An 18,034-nucleotide genomic window follows, 5' to 3' on the forward strand; every position below is an offset into this window, starting at 1 on the left:
ACGCCAAACGAGGTACCCATGGCCACGCCCGACGCGATCAGCGGTGCGTTACGCGGCACGGTGCGCACCTCGTCGGCCACCTCGTGCAGCGGGATGTGCGTAAAGCGGCCCTCCTGGCGCGCCACCATCACGCCGAACGCGCCATCGGCAACGAGCTCGGCAGCGTGCGCACCAAACGCGGTAGAAAGCGTACGGTCGTATGCGGTGGGCGTGCCGCCGCGCTGCATATGACCGAGGATCGTAGTGCGCACCTCGCTCTCGATGTGAGGCTTAATCTGCTCGGCCAGCGCCTTGCCAACTCCGCCCAGACGCAGCGGGTCGTGGCTCTCTTCCACGCGCTCGCTCACGGTAAACGACCCGCCCTTTGGCTTGGCCCCCTCCGCAATCGAGATAATCGTAAACTGGCGGCCGCCCTCTTCGCGCTCCTGGCAGACGCGAATGACTTCGTCTACGTCGTAGGGCAGCTCCGGAATCAGAATGATGTCGGCGCCGCTGGCTACGCCCGAGTGCAGGGCAATCCACCCGGCATAGCGTCCCATCGTCTCCACGATCATCACCCGGTGGTGACTCTGCGCGGTCGTGTGGATGCGGTCCATCGCCTCCGTAGCAATGTGCACGGCCGTGTCGAACCCGAAGGTGCGGTCGGTGCCCATCAGGTCGTTGTCGATCGTTTTCGGCACCCCAACCACATTCATGCCCAGCTCCTGCAGGCGGTGTGCAATCGACATGGTGCCGTCGCCGCCAATCGCAACGAGGCCATCGAGATGCAGCTGCTTATACTGCTTCAGCGTCTGCGCCGACACATCGGCCCCACCGCTGCGGTAATACTCAAACGGATTGGCCTTATTGCTTGCGCCCAGGATCGTGCCGCCACGCGTCAGAATACCGCTTACGTCGGGCGACGTCAAGACCTGCGTATCCCCCTCGATAAGCCCGCGGAAGCCCTCACGAATTCCGATAACCTCGGCATGGCACTGCGAGAGCAGGCTTTTGGTAACGGCACGGATAACAGCGTTCAGACCGGGGCAGTCGCCCCCACCGGTGAGCACGCCAACACGAAGTGAGTCAGACATAGGTTGTTCGGAAGATGGTAGAGTGTAATTCGGTTGAAACGAGACTGGCACTTCTACTTACAGGACTCGTAGTCAGTTAATAAGTATCGGTACTGCAGCGGGTAAGCGTCAAGCGGCGCGCCCATGCTTCTGTGTTCTTGCTCCCTTTTTCCCGCACTCCCTATGTGGTCTCGCACGTCTACGCGTTCCTTCGCATGCATTGCCTCGTTATCGGCGGCGCTGCTGTTTTTTCTTGTTGGATGCGAACCATCGGATCCCCCTGAACCTGCTGCCGAACAGGAGGCCCCCGACTTCCTGGTTGCTCACATGCTGGACGCGGACGGGCAGCCCGTGTTTGCGGATGGTGAGGCGCGATTCGAAGACATGAGCCACGTCATGCACGGCACCTCCATGATCGGCGGTATCTCGCGCGGTAGTGAGATGGGGCATCCCAACTACGACGAAGAGCTTGCGGGCGACCCCCAGGCCCAGCGCGGACGCGACTGGCTGGCCTCCATCTCGATCCTGGAGCGCTTCTTCTCTGAAGACGGACGCCTGCATGCACGGGTGGATGCGCAGACGGGCCGTCCGGTAGAGCAGGATGAGGCTGCCACGCCAGCCGACCTGCGTCTCTACAGTCCGGCCACGTATGCGTACCACATCCACCATCGTGGCGACCGCTGGGCGGATCACGGGCTTGAGGATGCCATCACGTACAACAACACCACGTACTACGCAGACATGGGGCGCTACCTGCTCGACGCGCACACCAACAACGGACGCATCGCGCACGACGCCGACCACGAGCAGGTCGATCTTGAAAGCATGAGCCACGGCGGTGCCGCGCTGCATGCGCACGTGTATGCCTGGGTGCGGTGGGATAAGCCCGGCGGCGCCGACGATATGGGGCAGCTCTCCGAAGAGCACCTGGCCCGGTGGCTTCACTATACCCCCGATGATCTCGTTGAAGAGGCGCGCCAGCAGGCTGCGGTCTGGGACAGCTGGTGGGACGATGAACTGGGAGCATACCACGACGGCACAGAATCTGAGGGAGCCGTGACGATGGATCTCGCTACGCTTGGCGCCCTCGTGCATGCGCACAAGTCCTGGTACGAGATCCTCCACATATTTGGCACCGATGCCGACCGCGAAGAGGCACGTCAGCTGTTCGAGCGCAGCGCCCACATGCTCGATGCCGCGCTCGACCTGGCCGAGCCCTGGGGGATGCCTGCCGCCATCCGCTTCGAAGACGGCGCTGCGCACGCTGCCTCAGACACCATGTCGACACAGGCGCTGTGGACATTCGTGAATCACCTTACAGGCGGATTCAGCTACGCTCGTGAGCGGGAGGGCACCGCGCAGTACATCACAAACCAGCGGCCTGAACTCATGGATGCCATTAACGCCTTCACCGATCAGCAGCTACAGGGCGCGCTCGACTATCAGATGCACAACGGGCAGTTGGTCACAGCACTCGACATGGAGACCGGCGAGGTGGCCGACGACACGGTCCGTGCTGCACCCATCGGTATCTTCCTGACCGCCGCAGGCAACGCCTATAGCAACGGCACCGCCTTTGCTTCAGCCAGCGACTGGGACGACGTAGAAGAGGAGGTGGCTGCGCGAAGTGAAACGCTCTACGACGCGCTGCTCGCGCACGCCGAGCTGCTCGAAGACGCGTTCCGCGTGCCCGCTGCCGACTAAAAGCCTGTACGATGATAATCACAAACCACTTGTCATGGTGAGCGAAGGCCGACGGAAGAGGCCGCAGTCGAACCCTCTCCTCGGCGCTCAGCAAGCTCGGGGCGATCGTGCGGTCCTGCCCATTTCGGGGGAGATCTTTATTCGCTACGCTCAAGATGACAATCCATGAACGGAGCGGTGCTTACCCAAAACGGACGTCCGACGACACTTAGGCATAACGAAGGACACGGGGGCTCTCGGTGTGCCCGAACGGGTGGCGCTCCTGGTGCTGCATGGATAGGCTCCTACTGCTGTGTCACGCCCGAACCCTGAGGCAGATCATGAGCTATCAACGCTCATAGTCATCCCGGCCAAGGCGCCGCAGAGCCGGGATCTCCCCCTGACAATGTAGCTGCATCATTGACGCTGCACCACCCAACCGCTGACCGGTAACAGCACAACCCGCCTTCGCGGCAAAGCTTTGCCGTTACAGCACAAAGCCCGTCAGAAAATAGCAAGACCCCTCTCCATAACACAGCAGAAACAGGACCGATAGAACGGCGCCCTCCGATGCATCACTCACGAATTGGCGATCTACCGCACACCGCCTGTAACGATATGGCGAGACGGTGTACATACTTATCCCGGATTTGTATGGTGAAACCATTATCTGATCCGCATTTGCGTTGATTTCGCGTCGATCTCTCCACGCCCCACCGCTGTGTCTACCGCTACCACGGCCATATTGCTGTTTAGCCGTCGCCCAGGTGCCGAGGCGCGGCATAAGCAGGTGGTGCCTCACGATTACACCACCAGCACGCGCGTGGCGCATGTGCTGCAGGAGCACACCCGCCGGGCGGTGCAGCAGAGCGGATATCCTGTCATCGAACACACGGAAGCCGTTCAGCGGGGCACCACGTTTGGCGAGCGGCTGGCGCATGCGATGGCCTCCGCCTTTGCGGCGGGATACGAACGGGTGATCGCCGTTGGCAACGACTGTCCCACCCTGCACGATGTCGATTGGGCCTCGGTTGATGCGCATCTCGCCGATGGCCAGCCGGTGCTGGGGCCTACGCCCGAGGGCGGCACCTATCTCATTGGCATGCGCCGCGATCATTTTGATGCGGAGGCCTTTGCTGCGCTCCCGTGGCAGTCGGCCCACACCGGACAGGCGTTGCGTCGCCATCTTGCAATCCTCAGCGGACAGCCGCCGGTTCGGCTCGTGCCGCGAAGCGATGTGAACACGCCGGGCGACCTGCATGCACTGGTTCGGTGTGCGTGCACGGCTCCATCCTCTGCGCTGCTCGGGAAGCTCTGCGATGCACTTGGACGGCGTCCGGAGCATGGCCCACTACCGCCTCCATCTCTGAAAAGCACCTCGTACGTCCGTCTACAGCAGGCGCGGGCTCCTCCCGTTGTCCGCGCATAGTTAATCCTTCTCCGTTAGGATGGAAGCCCGATGGAGGATTGCTCTGATCCTGTGTCTCCGGTACGCCTCGTCGCGATGCATGGCCAGTCATAGGGTAGGGCTCTGTCATAGGTCAATGTTTGGGTGGTGCTGCTTTGTCTTGTTCGAACCCCCTCTGTCTTCGAGCTTCGCCGCAGGCGTGATCCTGTGGACATCTCCCCCTTGGCCAAGGGGGAGAAACCCGTAGGGAGAGGGGGTTGAGTGAGTCGCAATGACAAGTTTGTCGGTTTTCCTCGGCATGTTTGGACATCCGGACGCCCCCAAATCAACCTGTGACCCTCCCATACTTCCGTGCGTGGCTGATGGGATGGCTTGCGATAGCCGCCCCGCTCCGCCGCAATCTGTTCTGCTGTAGACGTACCTTTTTCTGCCGATTATGTCTTTACTGATACCGTTTCGTTTGAATCATCGTCTTCACCTGCTTGCCCTCGCGGGGGCGGTCCTGCTGGCCGCGCTGGGAATGCCATCCACGGCACATGCGCAGGCGGGTCTTGAAATCCGACTGCTCGATTCCGACACCGGCGCGCCGGTCGAAGGCGCCACCGTGCGCATCGCAAATACTAATATCGGGTATGAAGCCACACGCACCACAGACGCAGATGGCCGCACGCGTCTGTTGGGCCTTTCTACTTCGGGAGCGTACGACGTGTCTACCCCCGAGACGGATGACCACTTTGCCGCCGAGGTCACCGGCCTGCGGCTGCGCACCGACCATACGCGTAGCATCACGCTGGTACTTGCTCCGGCTACCGATCGCGAGTTGGACGAGGTGGTGGTGCGGAGCACAATGGGACTTACGGCGGTGAACCGTGTCAACGCGGAGGTGTCGTCGTCCATCTCCAGCCAAACCATTGAGGATGCGCCCGTTGAGGGCCGCAATTTCAAGGAGGTGCTGAAGCGGCTGCCTAACGTGACGCCCGCTACCGGGTTTTTTACGGAGGCGCCGGTGGTGAGCATCAACGGGGCCAATGGGCTCTACACCAATTATCTGATCGACGGCATGGACAACAACGAGAATTTCCTGGGCGGTCCGCAGTTTGAGCTGCCTACCGGAATGATCGAGGATATCACGGTGCTGTCGAGCACGTATTCGGCGGAGTTTGGGCGGACGGGCAATGGCATCTTCAACGTGACGACTAAGTCGGGCAGCAATGAGTTTACCGGCGAGGCGTTCTACCTCACGCGTCCCGGTCCGCCGCTCGATTCCAGTTCGCCGTTTGCGCAGCGCGATCTGTCGGGCAACCCGGTTAAAGATGGATTTTCGCGCCATCAGGGCGGGTTTTCGGTGGGGGGACCCATCGTGCGCGATCAGACCTTCTTCTTTGTGAACGCAGAACACACCAGCGATTTCAAAGACAATCTGCTCAACGTACCCGACTTGGGCGTCAACGAAACCGTGCAGGGGCAGAACCACCAGTCGTATCTCTCGACCCGGCTCGACCACCGGTGGTCCGATCACTGGCGCTCTACGCTGCGCACTAACTACAACCGCGTGCGCATCGATCGGCAGGGCGGCGGCCTGGAGGGAGGCGTGCAGTTTGCCTCGGCAGCGGATACACAGGTGCGCGACGGCCTCCATGTTGCCCTTGCCAACACCTACACGCGCGACCGGTGGGTGTACGAGGCCAACGCGCAGTACAGCTGGTTCAACTGGGACTTTGCGCAGCCCCGTAACCCCGATGCCTCGCAAGTCACAATGGAGGGGCCCGACGGCACCACGCTGGGCATTCTGGGGCATCCGGGCTTCCGGTTCGACGAGACCGAGCACACCGTGCAGTTGCAACAGAAGGTGCGGTATGATGCCGGCAGTCACGACCTGCTGGCCGGGTTGGATGTGATCCGCTCCGACTTTTCGCTGGCCGGTGGCGGCAACCCCAACGGCAACTACACCGTGCGTCTGTCGGATGCGCAGGTGCAGGCCCTCCGCGATCAGCAGCCCAGCCAGGACCTGGCGCCCGACGATCTGCGCGACCTGCCCGGCTCGGTGGAGGTGCTCAACTACGGCGTTGAAACGCGTCCGGCCACCTTCGGAACCGATCAGGTGCTCATTGGGGCCTACCTGGAAGATCAGTTTTCGCCCATCCGCAACCTGAACGTCACCGCGGGCGTGCGCTGGGACTACGACAGCCTGTCGAAGGGCGGGTCGGATTCGGGCACCTATACCAACTTTGCGCCTCGCCTGAGCCTGAACTACGCGCTCGACGAGCGGAGCAGTCTGCGGGGCGGATACGGCATGTTCTACGACAAGATCGTGTACGCCGTCTACAGCGACGCGCTGCAGTTTAGCTCCAACGCCCCCGGCTTTCAGAACCAGCTGCAGTCGCTAATCGACCAGGGCGTGCTGCCCAGCGATACCAACATCGACCGCATCACAAATCGGGGCAACCTCACCGCCAACGCCCCCAACCCTGGTGCGGTACCGTTCCTCGAAGGGCCTACCCCCGAGGAGTTATCCGATGAGCGGGCATCGATCTTTAGCAACGAGCTTCGCATCCTGAACCCCGACGGATACGACAACCCGGTCACGCATCAGTTTTCGCTGGGCTATCAGCGCGAAGTGGCTGCGAACACGCTGTTTTACGTGGACCTGATTCACACGCGCTCGTTCAACGAATTCCGGCTGCGCGACCTGAATGCTGCCGAGCCCTTCTCGATTGCGCCCGAGGAGGTGCAGGCCGCTCAATCCGATCCCGACCGCGATCCATCGGAGCTGGTGCGCACGCAGTTTGAAGCCGACCAGACGCGTCCTACGGATATCTTCGAGCGCGATGGAAACGGCGACATCCTCACGGATGCCGACGGCAATCCGCAGTTTCGAGATGGGGTGGCGCGGCAGATCGTCATGACGGAAACCGCCGGTGAGGCGCGCTACTGGGCGGCCAACGTGAACCTGATTGGCGAGCGCGGCGAGGGCGATTTCGCCTACCGGCTCTCGTATACGCTGTCGCAGCTACGGAACAACACCGACGACATCAACTTCCGCGCGCAAAACGCCAACGACTTCGACGATGAGTGGGGGCCCTCGGTGAACGACCGCACGCATGTTATCGATGGCATGCTATCGTACTTCCCGACCGACCGCCTGCGCCTTACGCTGGCCAGCCTTATCCAGAGCGGACAGCCGGTGAACCGGGTGCCCGATGCCGAGGTGTTCGGCACGACCGACCTGAACGGCGACGGACGCGCGTTCTCGGATGCGTACCTCGGCAATAACGACCGCTGGCCCGGCGAAGACCGCAACAGCGATCGCCTGCCCTGGTCGACCACCTTCGATGTGAGCGTGCAGTACGCGCTTCCCCTTGGCGGCGGACGCGTAGTGGCCCGTGCCGATGTGTTTAACGTGTTGAACGCTGAAAATCTGAGCGGCTTTGCCAACAATGCCACGCAAAGCAACCAGATTCAGACCGGCCCGGCCAGCTCGCGGCAGTTTGAACAGCGCAACGCCGCGCCCCCCCGTCAATTTCAGTTTGGCGTGCGCTACTTGTTTTAGAGCCTGAATGATAAGGGTTTCTATGGATGCTTCCCCCTCCATCATAGCCTTCCTCCCTGGTATCTGTTTAGCGTGGCTCAATGCGGCCCGGGATATCCGCTCCGCTCCTGATCCCGGGCTACAGAACGAGCTCGTCGCGACGGGAGTGTGAGAGCGGGGCCGACCTACCATGACCGCAATATGGACGCCCCTCATCCTGGCCTTCTCCCCAGGGAGAAGGAACTTGGGAGTGATGCTGGATGGGTTTTTCGCACTTATTTTCGTCCCTACAAAATACCCCTTCACCCTCCAAACCAAGTCTCCCTCTCCCCGGGGGAGAGGGAACAAGGGTGAGGGGATTAACCATCTGAAAAACAGCATGCTGGCAGGCGCTTTGTTTGCGGGAGCAGTACATGGAAACGCGCCGCAGCCAGTGCCTGCACACACCTTTTCGTTCACCACGCCCATAGCCATGCTACCAACCCGTACCCGCCATCTCGCGCTGCTCATCGCTTTCCTGGCCATTGGGCTCACTGCATGCGCCTCCGATTCGGATACCGACCACGACGTGCTTGACCAGCCGTGGGAGGCCATTGAAGCGGAGGCAGAAGGCACCTCTTTTACCATGATGATGTGGATGGGCGATCCAGCAATCAATGACTACATGGCGGACTTTGTGGTGCCCAAACTGAAGACGCGCTACGGCATCGAACTGGATATTGTGAGCGGGCAGGGCAGCCAGATTGTGTCTACGCTGCTCTCCGAGATCGAAAGCGGGCGCTCCACCAGCCAGCTCGATCTGATCTGGCTGAATGGCGAGACGTTTTTCCAGCTGCGCGAAATCGACGCCCTCTTTGGTCCGTTTACCGATGCGCTTCCGCATTCCGAGTACGTGGATTACAACGACCCCTTCATCGGCATCGACTTCCAGCAGCCCATTGATGGATACGAAGCGCCGTGGGGGAACGTGCAGTTTACGCTCATCTACGACAGCGATGTGGTCGAGAGTCCGCCGCAGACGCCCGAGGAGTTGGCGACCTGGGTGCAGGAGCATCCGGGGACGTTTACGCTCCCGAATGAGTTTGCTGGCATGACGCTACTCAAGTCGCTGCTGATGGCCAAAGCTGGTCCCGAAACCCTCTACGGTGAATTCGACGAGGCGGTCTACGAGACGTGGAGCAGCGAACTGTGGGCGTACCTGAACGACTTGAAGCCGTACTTCTGGCGGTCGGGACGCACGTTTCCCAGCACGCTCTCGCAGCAGCACCAGCTGTTTTCGAGTGGCGAGGTGGCGTTCACCATGAGCAACAACGACAGCGAGGTCGACAACAAAGTGGCGCAGGGCGTCTTTCCAGAGTCCAGTCGGGCTTATGTGCTGGAGAGCGGCACCATCCAGAACAGCCACTACCTGGGCATCCCCAAACATTCCGACAACAAGGCCGCCGCTCTGGTGGCCATCAACTTTATGATGTCGCCCGAAGCGCAGTACGAAAAGATCCAGCCGGATGTGTGGGGCGATGGCACCGTGCTGGATCGCGACCGGCTGCCTGCCGAGTGGCAGCAGCGCTTCGACGACATCCCCGGGCGCGAGCGTGCGCCCGACCGGGCGGATATCGAGCCGTACGCGCAACAGGAACTTGCGCCCGAGTACATGATGCGCCTGTCGGACGACTTCCGCACCTATGTGATGGAGTGATTCGCTCCAGCTTCCTGAACTCTATTCGCCATCCACCATGCGCTCGCTTGCTATTACCGTGCTGATTGTGCTGTGCGGTGTGCCCGTCGCGATGAGTATCGGGTACGCTGCGTTGTACAGCCTCGGGGTGGTGGGAATGCTGGGGGATGGCTTAACGCTGTCGAACTGGGCCCAGCTTCTGGATGGCGAGTTTGGGCGGTCCATTGCCTATTCGGCGTACGTAGCCGGAGCGTCTATCGTGCTGGCCCTGAGTGTGGCTCTGGCCCTTCTTGTGTCCATGCCTCGCGTCATAGAGCACCCAAACGTGTACCGCCTGCTCTTCATTCCGCTCACGCTCCCCCCGATCGTCGCCGCGTTTGTGACGTACCAGCTGCTCTCGGGTGGCGGACTGCTGTCGCGCATCGCGTGGCACCTCGGACTCGTGGCCGATGCCGGAGCCTTCCCGGCGCTGGTCAACGATCCGTACGGCATCAGCATTATCCTGACGCACACGCTGCTCGTCTTTCCGTTTCTGCTGCTGGTGCTGGTCAATCTCTGGCGCAACGAAAATCTGTACGAGCTTGCGCGCGTTGCGTCCTCGCTTGGAGCCGGACGCTGGCAGATCATCCGCCGCGTACATGCGCCGGTGCTTCTGCGCGGCATCTTCCCGCTGGCTGCCCTCTACTTTGTCTTCTTTCTGGGCGCCTACGACATCCCCCTGGTGCTCGATGCCTCCTCACCCCGCATGATTAGCGTACTGGTGCTGGAGAAAATGCAGCGCTACAACCTGGCCGACATTCCCGTCGCCTATGCGATGGCCACCTGGTACGCACTCCTCTGCCTGGCTACGATCGGACTCCTCTACACGCGGTTCTCGCGGAGGTACGCGCTATGACCACATCCTCCCGCCGCATTTTGATTGCAGCGCTGGCTGTCGTCTTCGGACTGCCTCTCGTGCTGCTGCTTTACCTGTCGGTGTCTACGCAGTGGCACTATCCCGCGCTCATCGACCACCCATTCACGCTGCAGCACTGGCACTGGCTGCTTCAGGGCCACTCGCCGCTCGTGGCATCGCTGGGGCTATCGCTCGGATTGTCGCTAACGGTGGGCGCTGTGGCTACCCTAACCGGATTTGCTGTGAGTCGCCTGCTGGCGTATCATACCCGCAGCACCTACTGGCTTCTGCTGGCCTACGCCCCGTATGTGATTGCGCCGGTCATTCTGGCGGTGATGCTCAACGTGTATCTGCTGCGCATCGGGCTCACCGGCACCGTACCCGGCGTGGCGATGGCGCAACTGCTCATCACCATTCCGTACGCCGTGCTGTTTTTCTACGGCTTCTGGAACGAGCGCATCCGCTCCATGGAGCACCTGGTACGCACGATGGGCGGCGATGCCCAAACCGTGTTTCTCCACGCCATCTGGCCCGCCGCCCGCGGACTGCTCGCCGTCTGTTTCTTCCAGACGTTCCTGATCTCCTGGTTCGAGTACGGACTCACGCAGTACATTGGCGTCGGAAAAGTGCAAACCCTCACCGTTATGGTCTTCCGCTACGTAAGCGAAGCCAACCCGTATCTGGCAGCCCTTGCAGGCGTCCTGCTCGTGACCCCACCCCTGACCCTGCTGCTTGTAAATCGGCACGTTCTCGTTCAACGAATCTGGAGTCACAAACGATGATCACCCTGCGCAATATCAGCAAGGAGTTTGGATCCGAACAGGTGCTGCACGATGTGCACCTTACGCTCAACAAGGGGGATACGCTGGCCGTGCTCGGCGCCTCGGGGAGCGGCAAAACAACGCTCCTGAAGATCATCGCTGGGATTCATCGCGAGCACAGCGGATCCATTCACGTAGGCGATACCCGCATCGATCCGCTTCCGCCCCAGAAGCGCGGGGTGGTCTACCTCTACCAGGAAGCTCTGCTCTTCCCGCATCTGACCGTCCGCGAAAACGTGGGGTTTGGGCTCTCCGTACAGAATGCACCCGCCAACACGCAGCGCGAAGCCGTCGATGCGATGATCCGCGACATGGGTCTCGCCGCCCATGCCGACAAGTATCCCGCCCAGCTCTCGGGCGGACAGCGGCAGCGCGTGGCGTTTGGGCGCGCTGCCATCATTCACCCCGATGTGCTGCTGCTGGATGAGCCGTTCGCCAGCCTCGACTTCGACACGCGCAACGAGATGCAGCAGCTCTTTACACGCATTAGCGATGCCCACACCATGACAACGCTCTTCGTGACGCACGATGCCAGAGAGGCGCTTCGCGTTGGCGATCGCTTTGCACAGATGCGCGACGGCATGCTGCACACCTACGACAGCCGCCGCGCGTTCATTGAAGATGCTGCCAGTGGCGTACAGTCAGAGCTGGACTTCTGGACGAAAATCCAGCAGGAAATCGCCGCCGATTCGTCTCCCCAGTAAACGCCCAGTAAACGCCTGGAGCCTTCGCATTCTCAACCATTACCCCGCCAATACACATGTCCGCCACCAACTCGGTAGCCGCCATTTTGGGCAGCGCCTTCCACACCCTCACGGGCACACTTGATCTGGAGCGCATCGACATCGATACGCCATGGGGGTCGCAGTTTCTGCACCGGGTGACAGATGCCGGGCGGCCTGCGTATGTGCTGTTTCGGCATGACGTGCCGCACCGGCTTCTGCCCAACCAGATCAACTACCGGGCGCAGGCGTGGGCCTTACGTGAAGTGGGCTGCGGCGCCTTGCTCGTGACCAGTTCGGTGGGCGTGCTGGATGCGGAGGTGCCGCTCTACACGCCGCTGTTGGTGCGCGACCTCATCATGCTCGAAAACCGGCTGCCCGACGGATCCACCTGCACCATGTTCGACACGCCCACGTCCGATCACGGCCACCTGGTGCTCGACGACGGACTCCTTGCCTCGGGGCTGAACACGCAGCTTCGTTCGCTCGCCGATGCAGTGGAGGTGCCCATTGCCCAAGAAGAAGTGGTGTTCGCCTATGTGGGCGGCCCTCGCGGAAAAACGGCAGCCGAGAACCGGATGTGGCCGCGTTTGGGCGCGCAGGTCAACTCCATGACGCTGGCGCCCGAGGTGGTGCTTGCCAACGAGTTAGAGATTCCGTGCGCCGCGCTCGTGGTCGGGCACAAGTACTCGCTTCCTGACCATGATCCGCCTGAAGACCGGGCCGCCCTCGCCGACACGCTCGACCGATCGCGTAGCGAGCAAGAGCGCATCGTGCAGCAGTTTCTGCGGCACGGTACACCGGTGCCGTTTGGCAATCGCATTTTTCGGTTCAACGATGACTCTGACACATGAGCACAGCCGTCCTATCTGAAGACACCGTTGCCACACACGTTGAAGCTGCGTATCCCGCATTCACCGCTACGGGATCGCCAACGCGCATGACAGGCGGCAATCTGAACAAGGTGTGGCGCGTGCTCGGCAGACCTGTGTCTGTGATTGCGAAGTATGCGCCTCCGCACATCGCCAGCGCGCCGGATGTGCCGCTCGATCCCGAGCGGCTGCATGTGGCCGCCCGATGCTTGCAGCTCTTTGCGTCTGGTGAACCCCTATCCGACCTGGCCACCCCGGCGTGTCGTCCGCCGAAGTGGCTTGGGTGGGATGCGGAGGCACCGCTGCTGATCATGGAGGACCTGGGCGATCTGTCCGACCTGGGCACCTGGCTGCATGGGGCGCCTCCCAACAGCAAAGCGGCTAACGCTGGAGCGCGACTCGGCACGTTCATAGGACACCTCCACGCCCGCACCTATGGCGCTGCTGCAATCGCAGAGCAGGTCGTTAACCCCGCCATGCAAGCAACCCGCCATGCGGTGCAGTATCGCCAGGTGCAGGCGTTTCTGGAGGCCGCCGACATCGCCGATGCCGAGGCGCTGGGCGAGCAGGCCACTGCACTGGGCGAGCGCTTTCAGCAGCCGGGGCGATGCATGATCATGGGTGACCTGTGGCCGCGCTCGGTGCTGGTGGATCATACGGGAGATACGGCGCGGCTCCGTATCATCGACTGGGAGTTGGCGCACTATGGTCACCTGGCGCAGGACATTGGGCATCTGGCCGCCCATTGCTGGATGCTTGCTCGTCGTGCGCCCACCCCCGAGGCCGCAGATGCCGTTGATGCGTGGGTGCGGGCGTTTCTGAATAGCTACGACGACACCGTGCAGTCCGATGCTGATGCCGACCATGCGCTCTGGGGGGCAGAGGCACGTCGTATCGCCGTGCTGCACATGGGATGCGAGATCTTGGCACGAACCACCGGGGCGTTCCAAGACGGCTATCTCTACGACGGACTCGCTGTTACCCATCCCGCGATGCAAGCTGCGGTGGAGCATGCCGCACACTGCCTGCGCACGCCCGGCGATGTGGATATCTTTGATCCATTTGGAGGGTGACGCACTTCTGGGAAGAAGCGCTCAGGCGTAACCACGGCATTGTGTTCGAGCAGCTGCACACGACCGACTTTCATCGGGATGCGTGGAAGACGCATTCGATTCGCACGCACTGGCCCTGCTATAGCGGTACCTCCGGAGCCGGAGGCGGGGGCGCGATCGAGGAGTAGCTCACTTTCCTTGCAACGCTTCGTCTCAACCCGTACTATACGAGCTACCACTACACATGCTTCTGACTGCCCAGCCACCCCGCTATGATCCCGTCGTTTGACGCTGATTCGTATCGTGCCTCTGTCGAAGAGGCGGCCGCGCACATCCGCAGCCAAGCGGATGCCATACCCGCCACCGCAATGATTCTGGGCACCGGACTGGGTGGACTCAAAGACGACACCGATGTATCCACTCGCCTCCCCTACGAAGACATCCCGGGCTTCCCGACCTCCACCACCTCCATGCACGAGGGGGAGCTGCTCATCGGTACGCTGCAGGACGTGCCGGTGCTGGCAATGAACGGACGCATGCACCTGTACGAGGGGTACACCGCGCATCAGGTGGCCTTCCCGGTTCGTGTGATGGGCGTGCTGGGCATTGAGCAGCTGCTCATCTCGAACGCCGCCGGCGGCATGGATCCGCACTTTGAGGAGGGCGACCTCATGCTCATCACCGACCACATCAACGAGCAGGGCACCAACCCATTGGTCGGCCCCAACATTGACGACTGGGGCCCGCGCTTCCCCGACATGAGCGAACCGTACGATGCCGACCTGCGCGCGCTGGCCCGCTCAGAGGCGCTCAAGCATGAGATTCACCTCTATCAGGGCATCTATCTGGCCGTACTCGGGCCCATGCTCGAAACCCGCGCCGAGTACCGCTACATGCGCGACCTCGGCGCCGATGTCGTCGGCATGAGCACCGTTCCCGAAGTCATCGCCGCCCACCACATGGGCATCCGCTGCCTGGCTGTCTCCGTAATCACAGACCTCTGCCTGCCCGACGCCCTCGAGCCCGCCAACATCGAGGCCATCATGGCTGCCGCAGCCAGTGCCCGTCCCCATCTCCAAACGCTCTTCAGCAGCGTCGTACAGTCGCTCGCGTAGCTCCTTTCTTTACGGTCCCTACAGCAGTCCCAGGTGGATGCGCACGGATGGGCCCCGTCGGCCCCATGGCAGCGGCCCTGCAGGCCCCTGCTTGTCTGAAATGCCTGTCTCCTTCTGCATGGCCTGACTCAGCAAGCACGTCCCTCGCGCTGTTAGGACAAGACGCGCTGTCAGAACAAGAAGAGCCCTGAAGCAGCCACCATGCCCCACCTACCAATCGCTCCAGACTCAATTGACCGGTCTCCAAAACGCAAATATAACAGAAAAGACAATTTGTGTACTATTCCACGCTAACAAAAATTATTTTTGTGTTGTAAGCGCTTTTCAGAAATATACGTCTTGATTTATTAATTTTGCATAATTAAATAAAGTCATGCTTAATAGAGCTCAGCTGGCCTTAGCAGGTCAGTTCTTTCAATCATGCAAGGTCTTGTACCCATGCGAACGCTACGTTTTCTGATATCCAGTCTCGTTCTTCTTGCATTTCTGGTACCGGTGGCGGCTTATGCCCAAGAGCCCGGCGCCGCAGACACCATCGACCCGGCCCTGTGGGCGGTCAATAACCTGTGGATCATGATCGCGGGCATGCTGGTGTTCATTATGCATCTCGGATTCGCGTCACTGGAGTCGGGCATGACGCAGTCCAAGAATACGGTCAACATTCTGTTCAAGAACTCGATGATCATCTGTATCGGGATCTTGACGTACGCCCTCTGCGGCTTTAACATCATGTACCCGGGCGACTTCAACGGTTTCTTTTCGCTCGGTGCCGTCACAGATTTCATTACGGTGTCGCCCGAAAACGCCGAGGCACTTCTCACCCCGGCCTACGATGAGGGCTACACCTGGTACACCGACTTCTTCTTTCAGGCCATGTTTGCAGCCACTGCAGCAACCATCGTATCAGGGGGCGTGGCCGGGCGCATCAAACTGTCGAGCTTCTTGCTGTTTGTCGTGGCATTTCTGATGATCAGCTATCCGATAACCGGGTCGTGGCAGTGGGGCGGCGGCTTTCTGGATCAGATGGGCTTCTACGACTTCGCCGGCTCCACCCTGGTCCACTCCGTAGGCGGATGGGGCGCGCTCGTGTTTGCGCTCCTGCTGGGGCCCCGCCTGGGTAAGTACGCAGCCGACGGAACGTCGCAGACCATTCCCGGCAGCAATATGTCGCTGGCAACCATCGGAGTCTTCCTGCTCTGGTTTGGGTGGTTTGGATTCAACGGCGGCTCGGTGCTTTCGGCTGATCCGGCTACCGTATCGCTCGTTCTCGTTACCACCTCTATTGCGGCTGCCTCAGGGGGCATAGCAGCGGGACTGCTCTCTTGGTACCGCGACACCAAGCCCGACCTGACCATGGCTCTCGATGGCATCCTTGCCGGACTCGGCGGCATTACAGCCGGGGCCGACTTGATGGCGGTCTGGGAGGCCTCGCTGATCGGGGTAGTCGCAGGGGGGCTGGTCTACGCGTCGATCGTCGTTATCGATGAGGTCTTGAAGATTGACGACCCGGTGGGTGCTGTCAGCATGCATCTGACCTGTGGCATCTGGGGCACGCTCGCTGTCGGACTGTTTGGCGAGATGGCTGGTCTGACTCAGGTCGGCTATCAGCTTGCTGGTATTTTGGCGATCGGCGCCTTTACTGTAGCGTTCTGCCTCGCGGTAGGCCTCGCACTGAAAAACACGATGGGTCTCCGTGTCGACCATGAAGAGGAGGTGGAAGGACTCGACAGAGGCGAGCACGCGATGTCGGCCTACCATGAACTGGTCCGCTCGCATGCCACGAAAGGGTAGTCCTCTACCGACCCCACAGCATATCAACACCACGCGTGGCCGGGAGGTGAGCGCCCCGGCCGCGTTTTTTTGTGGGCCGATGCAGCTCTGTAGAATGATATTGCCCTGCACATACTGCTCTACAGACACGTACCTGCACGCGCCGCTCCACCTCAATCAGACAACGACGGCGCGTACTCGCGGCGCTCCAGTTCTTCGATGAGCTTGCGATTGGGCGTATCAAAGTTAGCTTTCTTGTTCTGCCTGGTACGCCGCTTCGTAACTTCTCAGACGAGCATCAAGATGGGCGTGTAGATCGTCGAAGGTGACGCAGTGGATATGCTTTGAGTTAACGAGTATGTTGTCTCTTCTCCAGCGCAATCTATCTTTTTCTCTTCGGGTCAGTTCATCTACCCTGCCCGCGATGAGTAAGCCTTCGTAACCAGCGTACTCATCACCAAAGCGATTGGCAAAGTCACGGGTATTCTCCATATCAGAAAGTTTCCAGAACCAGTCAACAAGCTGGCTGAATCCATGTTCGAAGCGAGGCGACCACTCTGGCGTTGCTTTGCCGGGCTTTGTGGTAAAAATGCTTGAGGCATCCGCATTTTCGAACTCTATAAAGCCGTACCAGCCCGAAGAAGCGTCTCCTACCACGAGGTCGGCTTTAAAATCGCCGAAGACATCATATTCATACGCTATGCGATTAAAGTCCGAAATATATGTAAAGTACGATCCAATGAAGACCGATAGGTGTCTTCGATTACGAAAGAACGAGAGAACATCCTTTCTTTCATTCAAGTCATGATTCGTACCAAGGTGAACGCCCAGGTCGTCTAACTCTTCGCGGCATTTGTGAGGATCGAATCGGATTGGATCGAGATTTTTCATGCCGCATGTTCGTGCATTCGCTTCAGTCTTTCATGCGTGACGACATCCAGGATTTCAACCTTGTCCCCATCGTAGCGGAAAATAACACGCAGGGTACCGCCTGCTCTCATTATATACAGATCTTTCTGGTCGCCGCTCAACTTTCGCACTTGACTGTGGATGTGTTCGTCTTCAGGGAACCGCTCCAGAAAGGCAAGCTGCCGCTCGACTCGCTTTCTGTCGACCGGAAGAAGTGATCTGATGGCAATCTGTGCCTGCGAACTTATTTCTACCATGATGCTTTTGCTTGTGGGCAGTTCATTGTGAATGCCGTTGGAGAGAGCACCGTCGTACCCTAAATAGCGTTTTATCTCACGTTCGTGTTTCCTGAAAGTTCATTTTAAAGCTACAGTGCCAGGCTATGCAGATTACAGCCGTTCTCTCTCAATCAAACAACGACGGTGCGTACTCGCGGCGCTCCAGTTCTTCGATGAGCTTGCGATTGGCGCGGGGAAAGGCGTAGTCCGCCAGTTCGTCGACGGTCACCCACTTCATGGGCTGGTCGATCTC

15 protein-coding genes are annotated in these 18,034 nt (G+C 60.3%); 13 read left to right on the forward strand and 2 right to left on the reverse strand.

Features of this window, described 5'->3' with window-relative positions:
- The coding region (locus PPP56_RS00900) for a 6-phosphofructokinase (protein ID WP_353561833.1) at positions 1 to 1,073 on the reverse strand (1,073 nt) is incomplete at its 3' end.
- A gap of 162 nt (positions 1,074 to 1,235) precedes the next feature.
- Here PPP56_RS00900 and PPP56_RS00905 point away from each other — a divergent pair.
- The 12 genes from PPP56_RS00905 to PPP56_RS00960 all read left to right on the forward strand — a co-directional run bounded on the left by PPP56_RS00905 (position 1,236) and on the right by PPP56_RS00960 (position 16,615).
- A complete protein-coding gene (locus tag PPP56_RS00905) occupies positions 1,236 to 2,756 on the forward strand; it encodes a hypothetical protein (protein ID WP_353561835.1) in 1,521 nt (506 codons plus the stop codon).
- A 700-nt stretch (positions 2,757 to 3,456) separates the two neighbouring features.
- Positions 3,457 to 4,164, forward strand: coding sequence for a DUF2064 domain-containing protein (locus tag PPP56_RS00910; RefSeq protein WP_353561837.1), 708 nt, complete (start codon positions 3,457 to 3,459; stop codon positions 4,162 to 4,164).
- 415 nt (positions 4,165 to 4,579) lie between these two features.
- Positions 4,580 to 7,693, forward strand: a complete 3,114-nt coding sequence (locus tag PPP56_RS00915; RefSeq protein ID WP_353561839.1) for a TonB-dependent receptor — start codon at positions 4,580 to 4,582, stop codon at positions 7,691 to 7,693.
- Positions 7,694 to 8,144: 451 nt separating this feature from the next.
- Positions 8,145 to 9,368: an ABC transporter substrate-binding protein gene (locus PPP56_RS00920; protein ID WP_353561841.1), complete on the forward strand. Its 1,224-nt coding sequence runs from the start codon at positions 8,145 to 8,147 to the stop codon at positions 9,366 to 9,368.
- A gap of 37 nt (positions 9,369 to 9,405) precedes the next feature.
- Positions 9,406 to 10,242, forward strand: coding sequence for an ABC transporter permease subunit (locus PPP56_RS00925; protein WP_353561843.1), 837 nt, complete (start codon positions 9,406 to 9,408; stop codon positions 10,240 to 10,242).
- Entirely contained in the window at positions 10,239 to 11,024 is a 786-nt protein-coding gene (locus tag PPP56_RS00930) for an ABC transporter permease (protein WP_353561845.1), read from the forward strand. Before PPP56_RS00925 ends, PPP56_RS00930 begins: the two co-directional genes overlap by 4 nt.
- Complete coding sequence (locus PPP56_RS00935; protein WP_353561847.1) at positions 11,021 to 11,767, forward strand: ABC transporter ATP-binding protein; 747 nt, start codon at positions 11,021 to 11,023, stop codon at positions 11,765 to 11,767. Before PPP56_RS00930 ends, PPP56_RS00935 begins: the two co-directional genes overlap by 4 nt.
- A 56-nt stretch (positions 11,768 to 11,823) precedes the next feature.
- Complete coding sequence (locus PPP56_RS00940) at positions 11,824 to 12,639, forward strand: phosphorylase family protein (RefSeq protein ID WP_353561849.1); 816 nt, start codon at positions 11,824 to 11,826, stop codon at positions 12,637 to 12,639.
- Positions 12,636 to 13,730: a phosphotransferase family protein gene (locus PPP56_RS00945; protein ID WP_353561851.1), complete on the forward strand. Its 1,095-nt coding sequence runs from the start codon at positions 12,636 to 12,638 to the stop codon at positions 13,728 to 13,730. Before PPP56_RS00940 ends, PPP56_RS00945 begins: the two co-directional genes overlap by 4 nt.
- Complete coding sequence (locus tag PPP56_RS00950; RefSeq protein WP_353561853.1) at positions 13,727 to 13,897, forward strand: hypothetical protein; 171 nt, start codon at positions 13,727 to 13,729, stop codon at positions 13,895 to 13,897. The genes PPP56_RS00945 and PPP56_RS00950 overlap by 4 nt, the downstream gene beginning before the upstream one ends.
- 84 nt (positions 13,898 to 13,981) lie before the next feature.
- Entirely contained in the window at positions 13,982 to 14,824 is an 843-nt protein-coding gene (locus tag PPP56_RS00955) for a purine-nucleoside phosphorylase (RefSeq protein WP_353561855.1), read from the forward strand.
- Between the two features lie 438 nt (positions 14,825 to 15,262).
- Positions 15,263 to 16,615, forward strand: coding sequence for an ammonium transporter (locus tag PPP56_RS00960; RefSeq protein ID WP_502912533.1), 1,353 nt, complete (start codon positions 15,263 to 15,265; stop codon positions 16,613 to 16,615).
- 225 nt (positions 16,616 to 16,840) lie between these two features.
- Here PPP56_RS00960 and PPP56_RS00965 read toward each other — a convergent pair whose 3' ends face one another.
- Positions 16,841 to 17,485, reverse strand: a complete 645-nt coding sequence (locus PPP56_RS00965; RefSeq protein WP_353561857.1) for a Shedu immune nuclease family protein — start codon at positions 17,483 to 17,485, stop codon at positions 16,841 to 16,843.
- 32 nt (positions 17,486 to 17,517) lie between these two features.
- Here PPP56_RS00965 and PPP56_RS00970 point away from each other — a divergent pair, with 32 nt between their 5' ends.
- Entirely contained in the window at positions 17,518 to 17,721 is a 204-nt protein-coding gene (locus PPP56_RS00970) for a hypothetical protein (RefSeq protein WP_353561859.1), read from the forward strand.
- The last annotated feature ends 313 nt before the right edge of the window (positions 17,722 to 18,034 follow it).

This window comes from Longimonas sp. (genome assembly GCF_040409695.1).
Lineage (GTDB): Bacteria > Bacteroidota > Rhodothermia > Rhodothermales > Salinibacteraceae > Longimonas.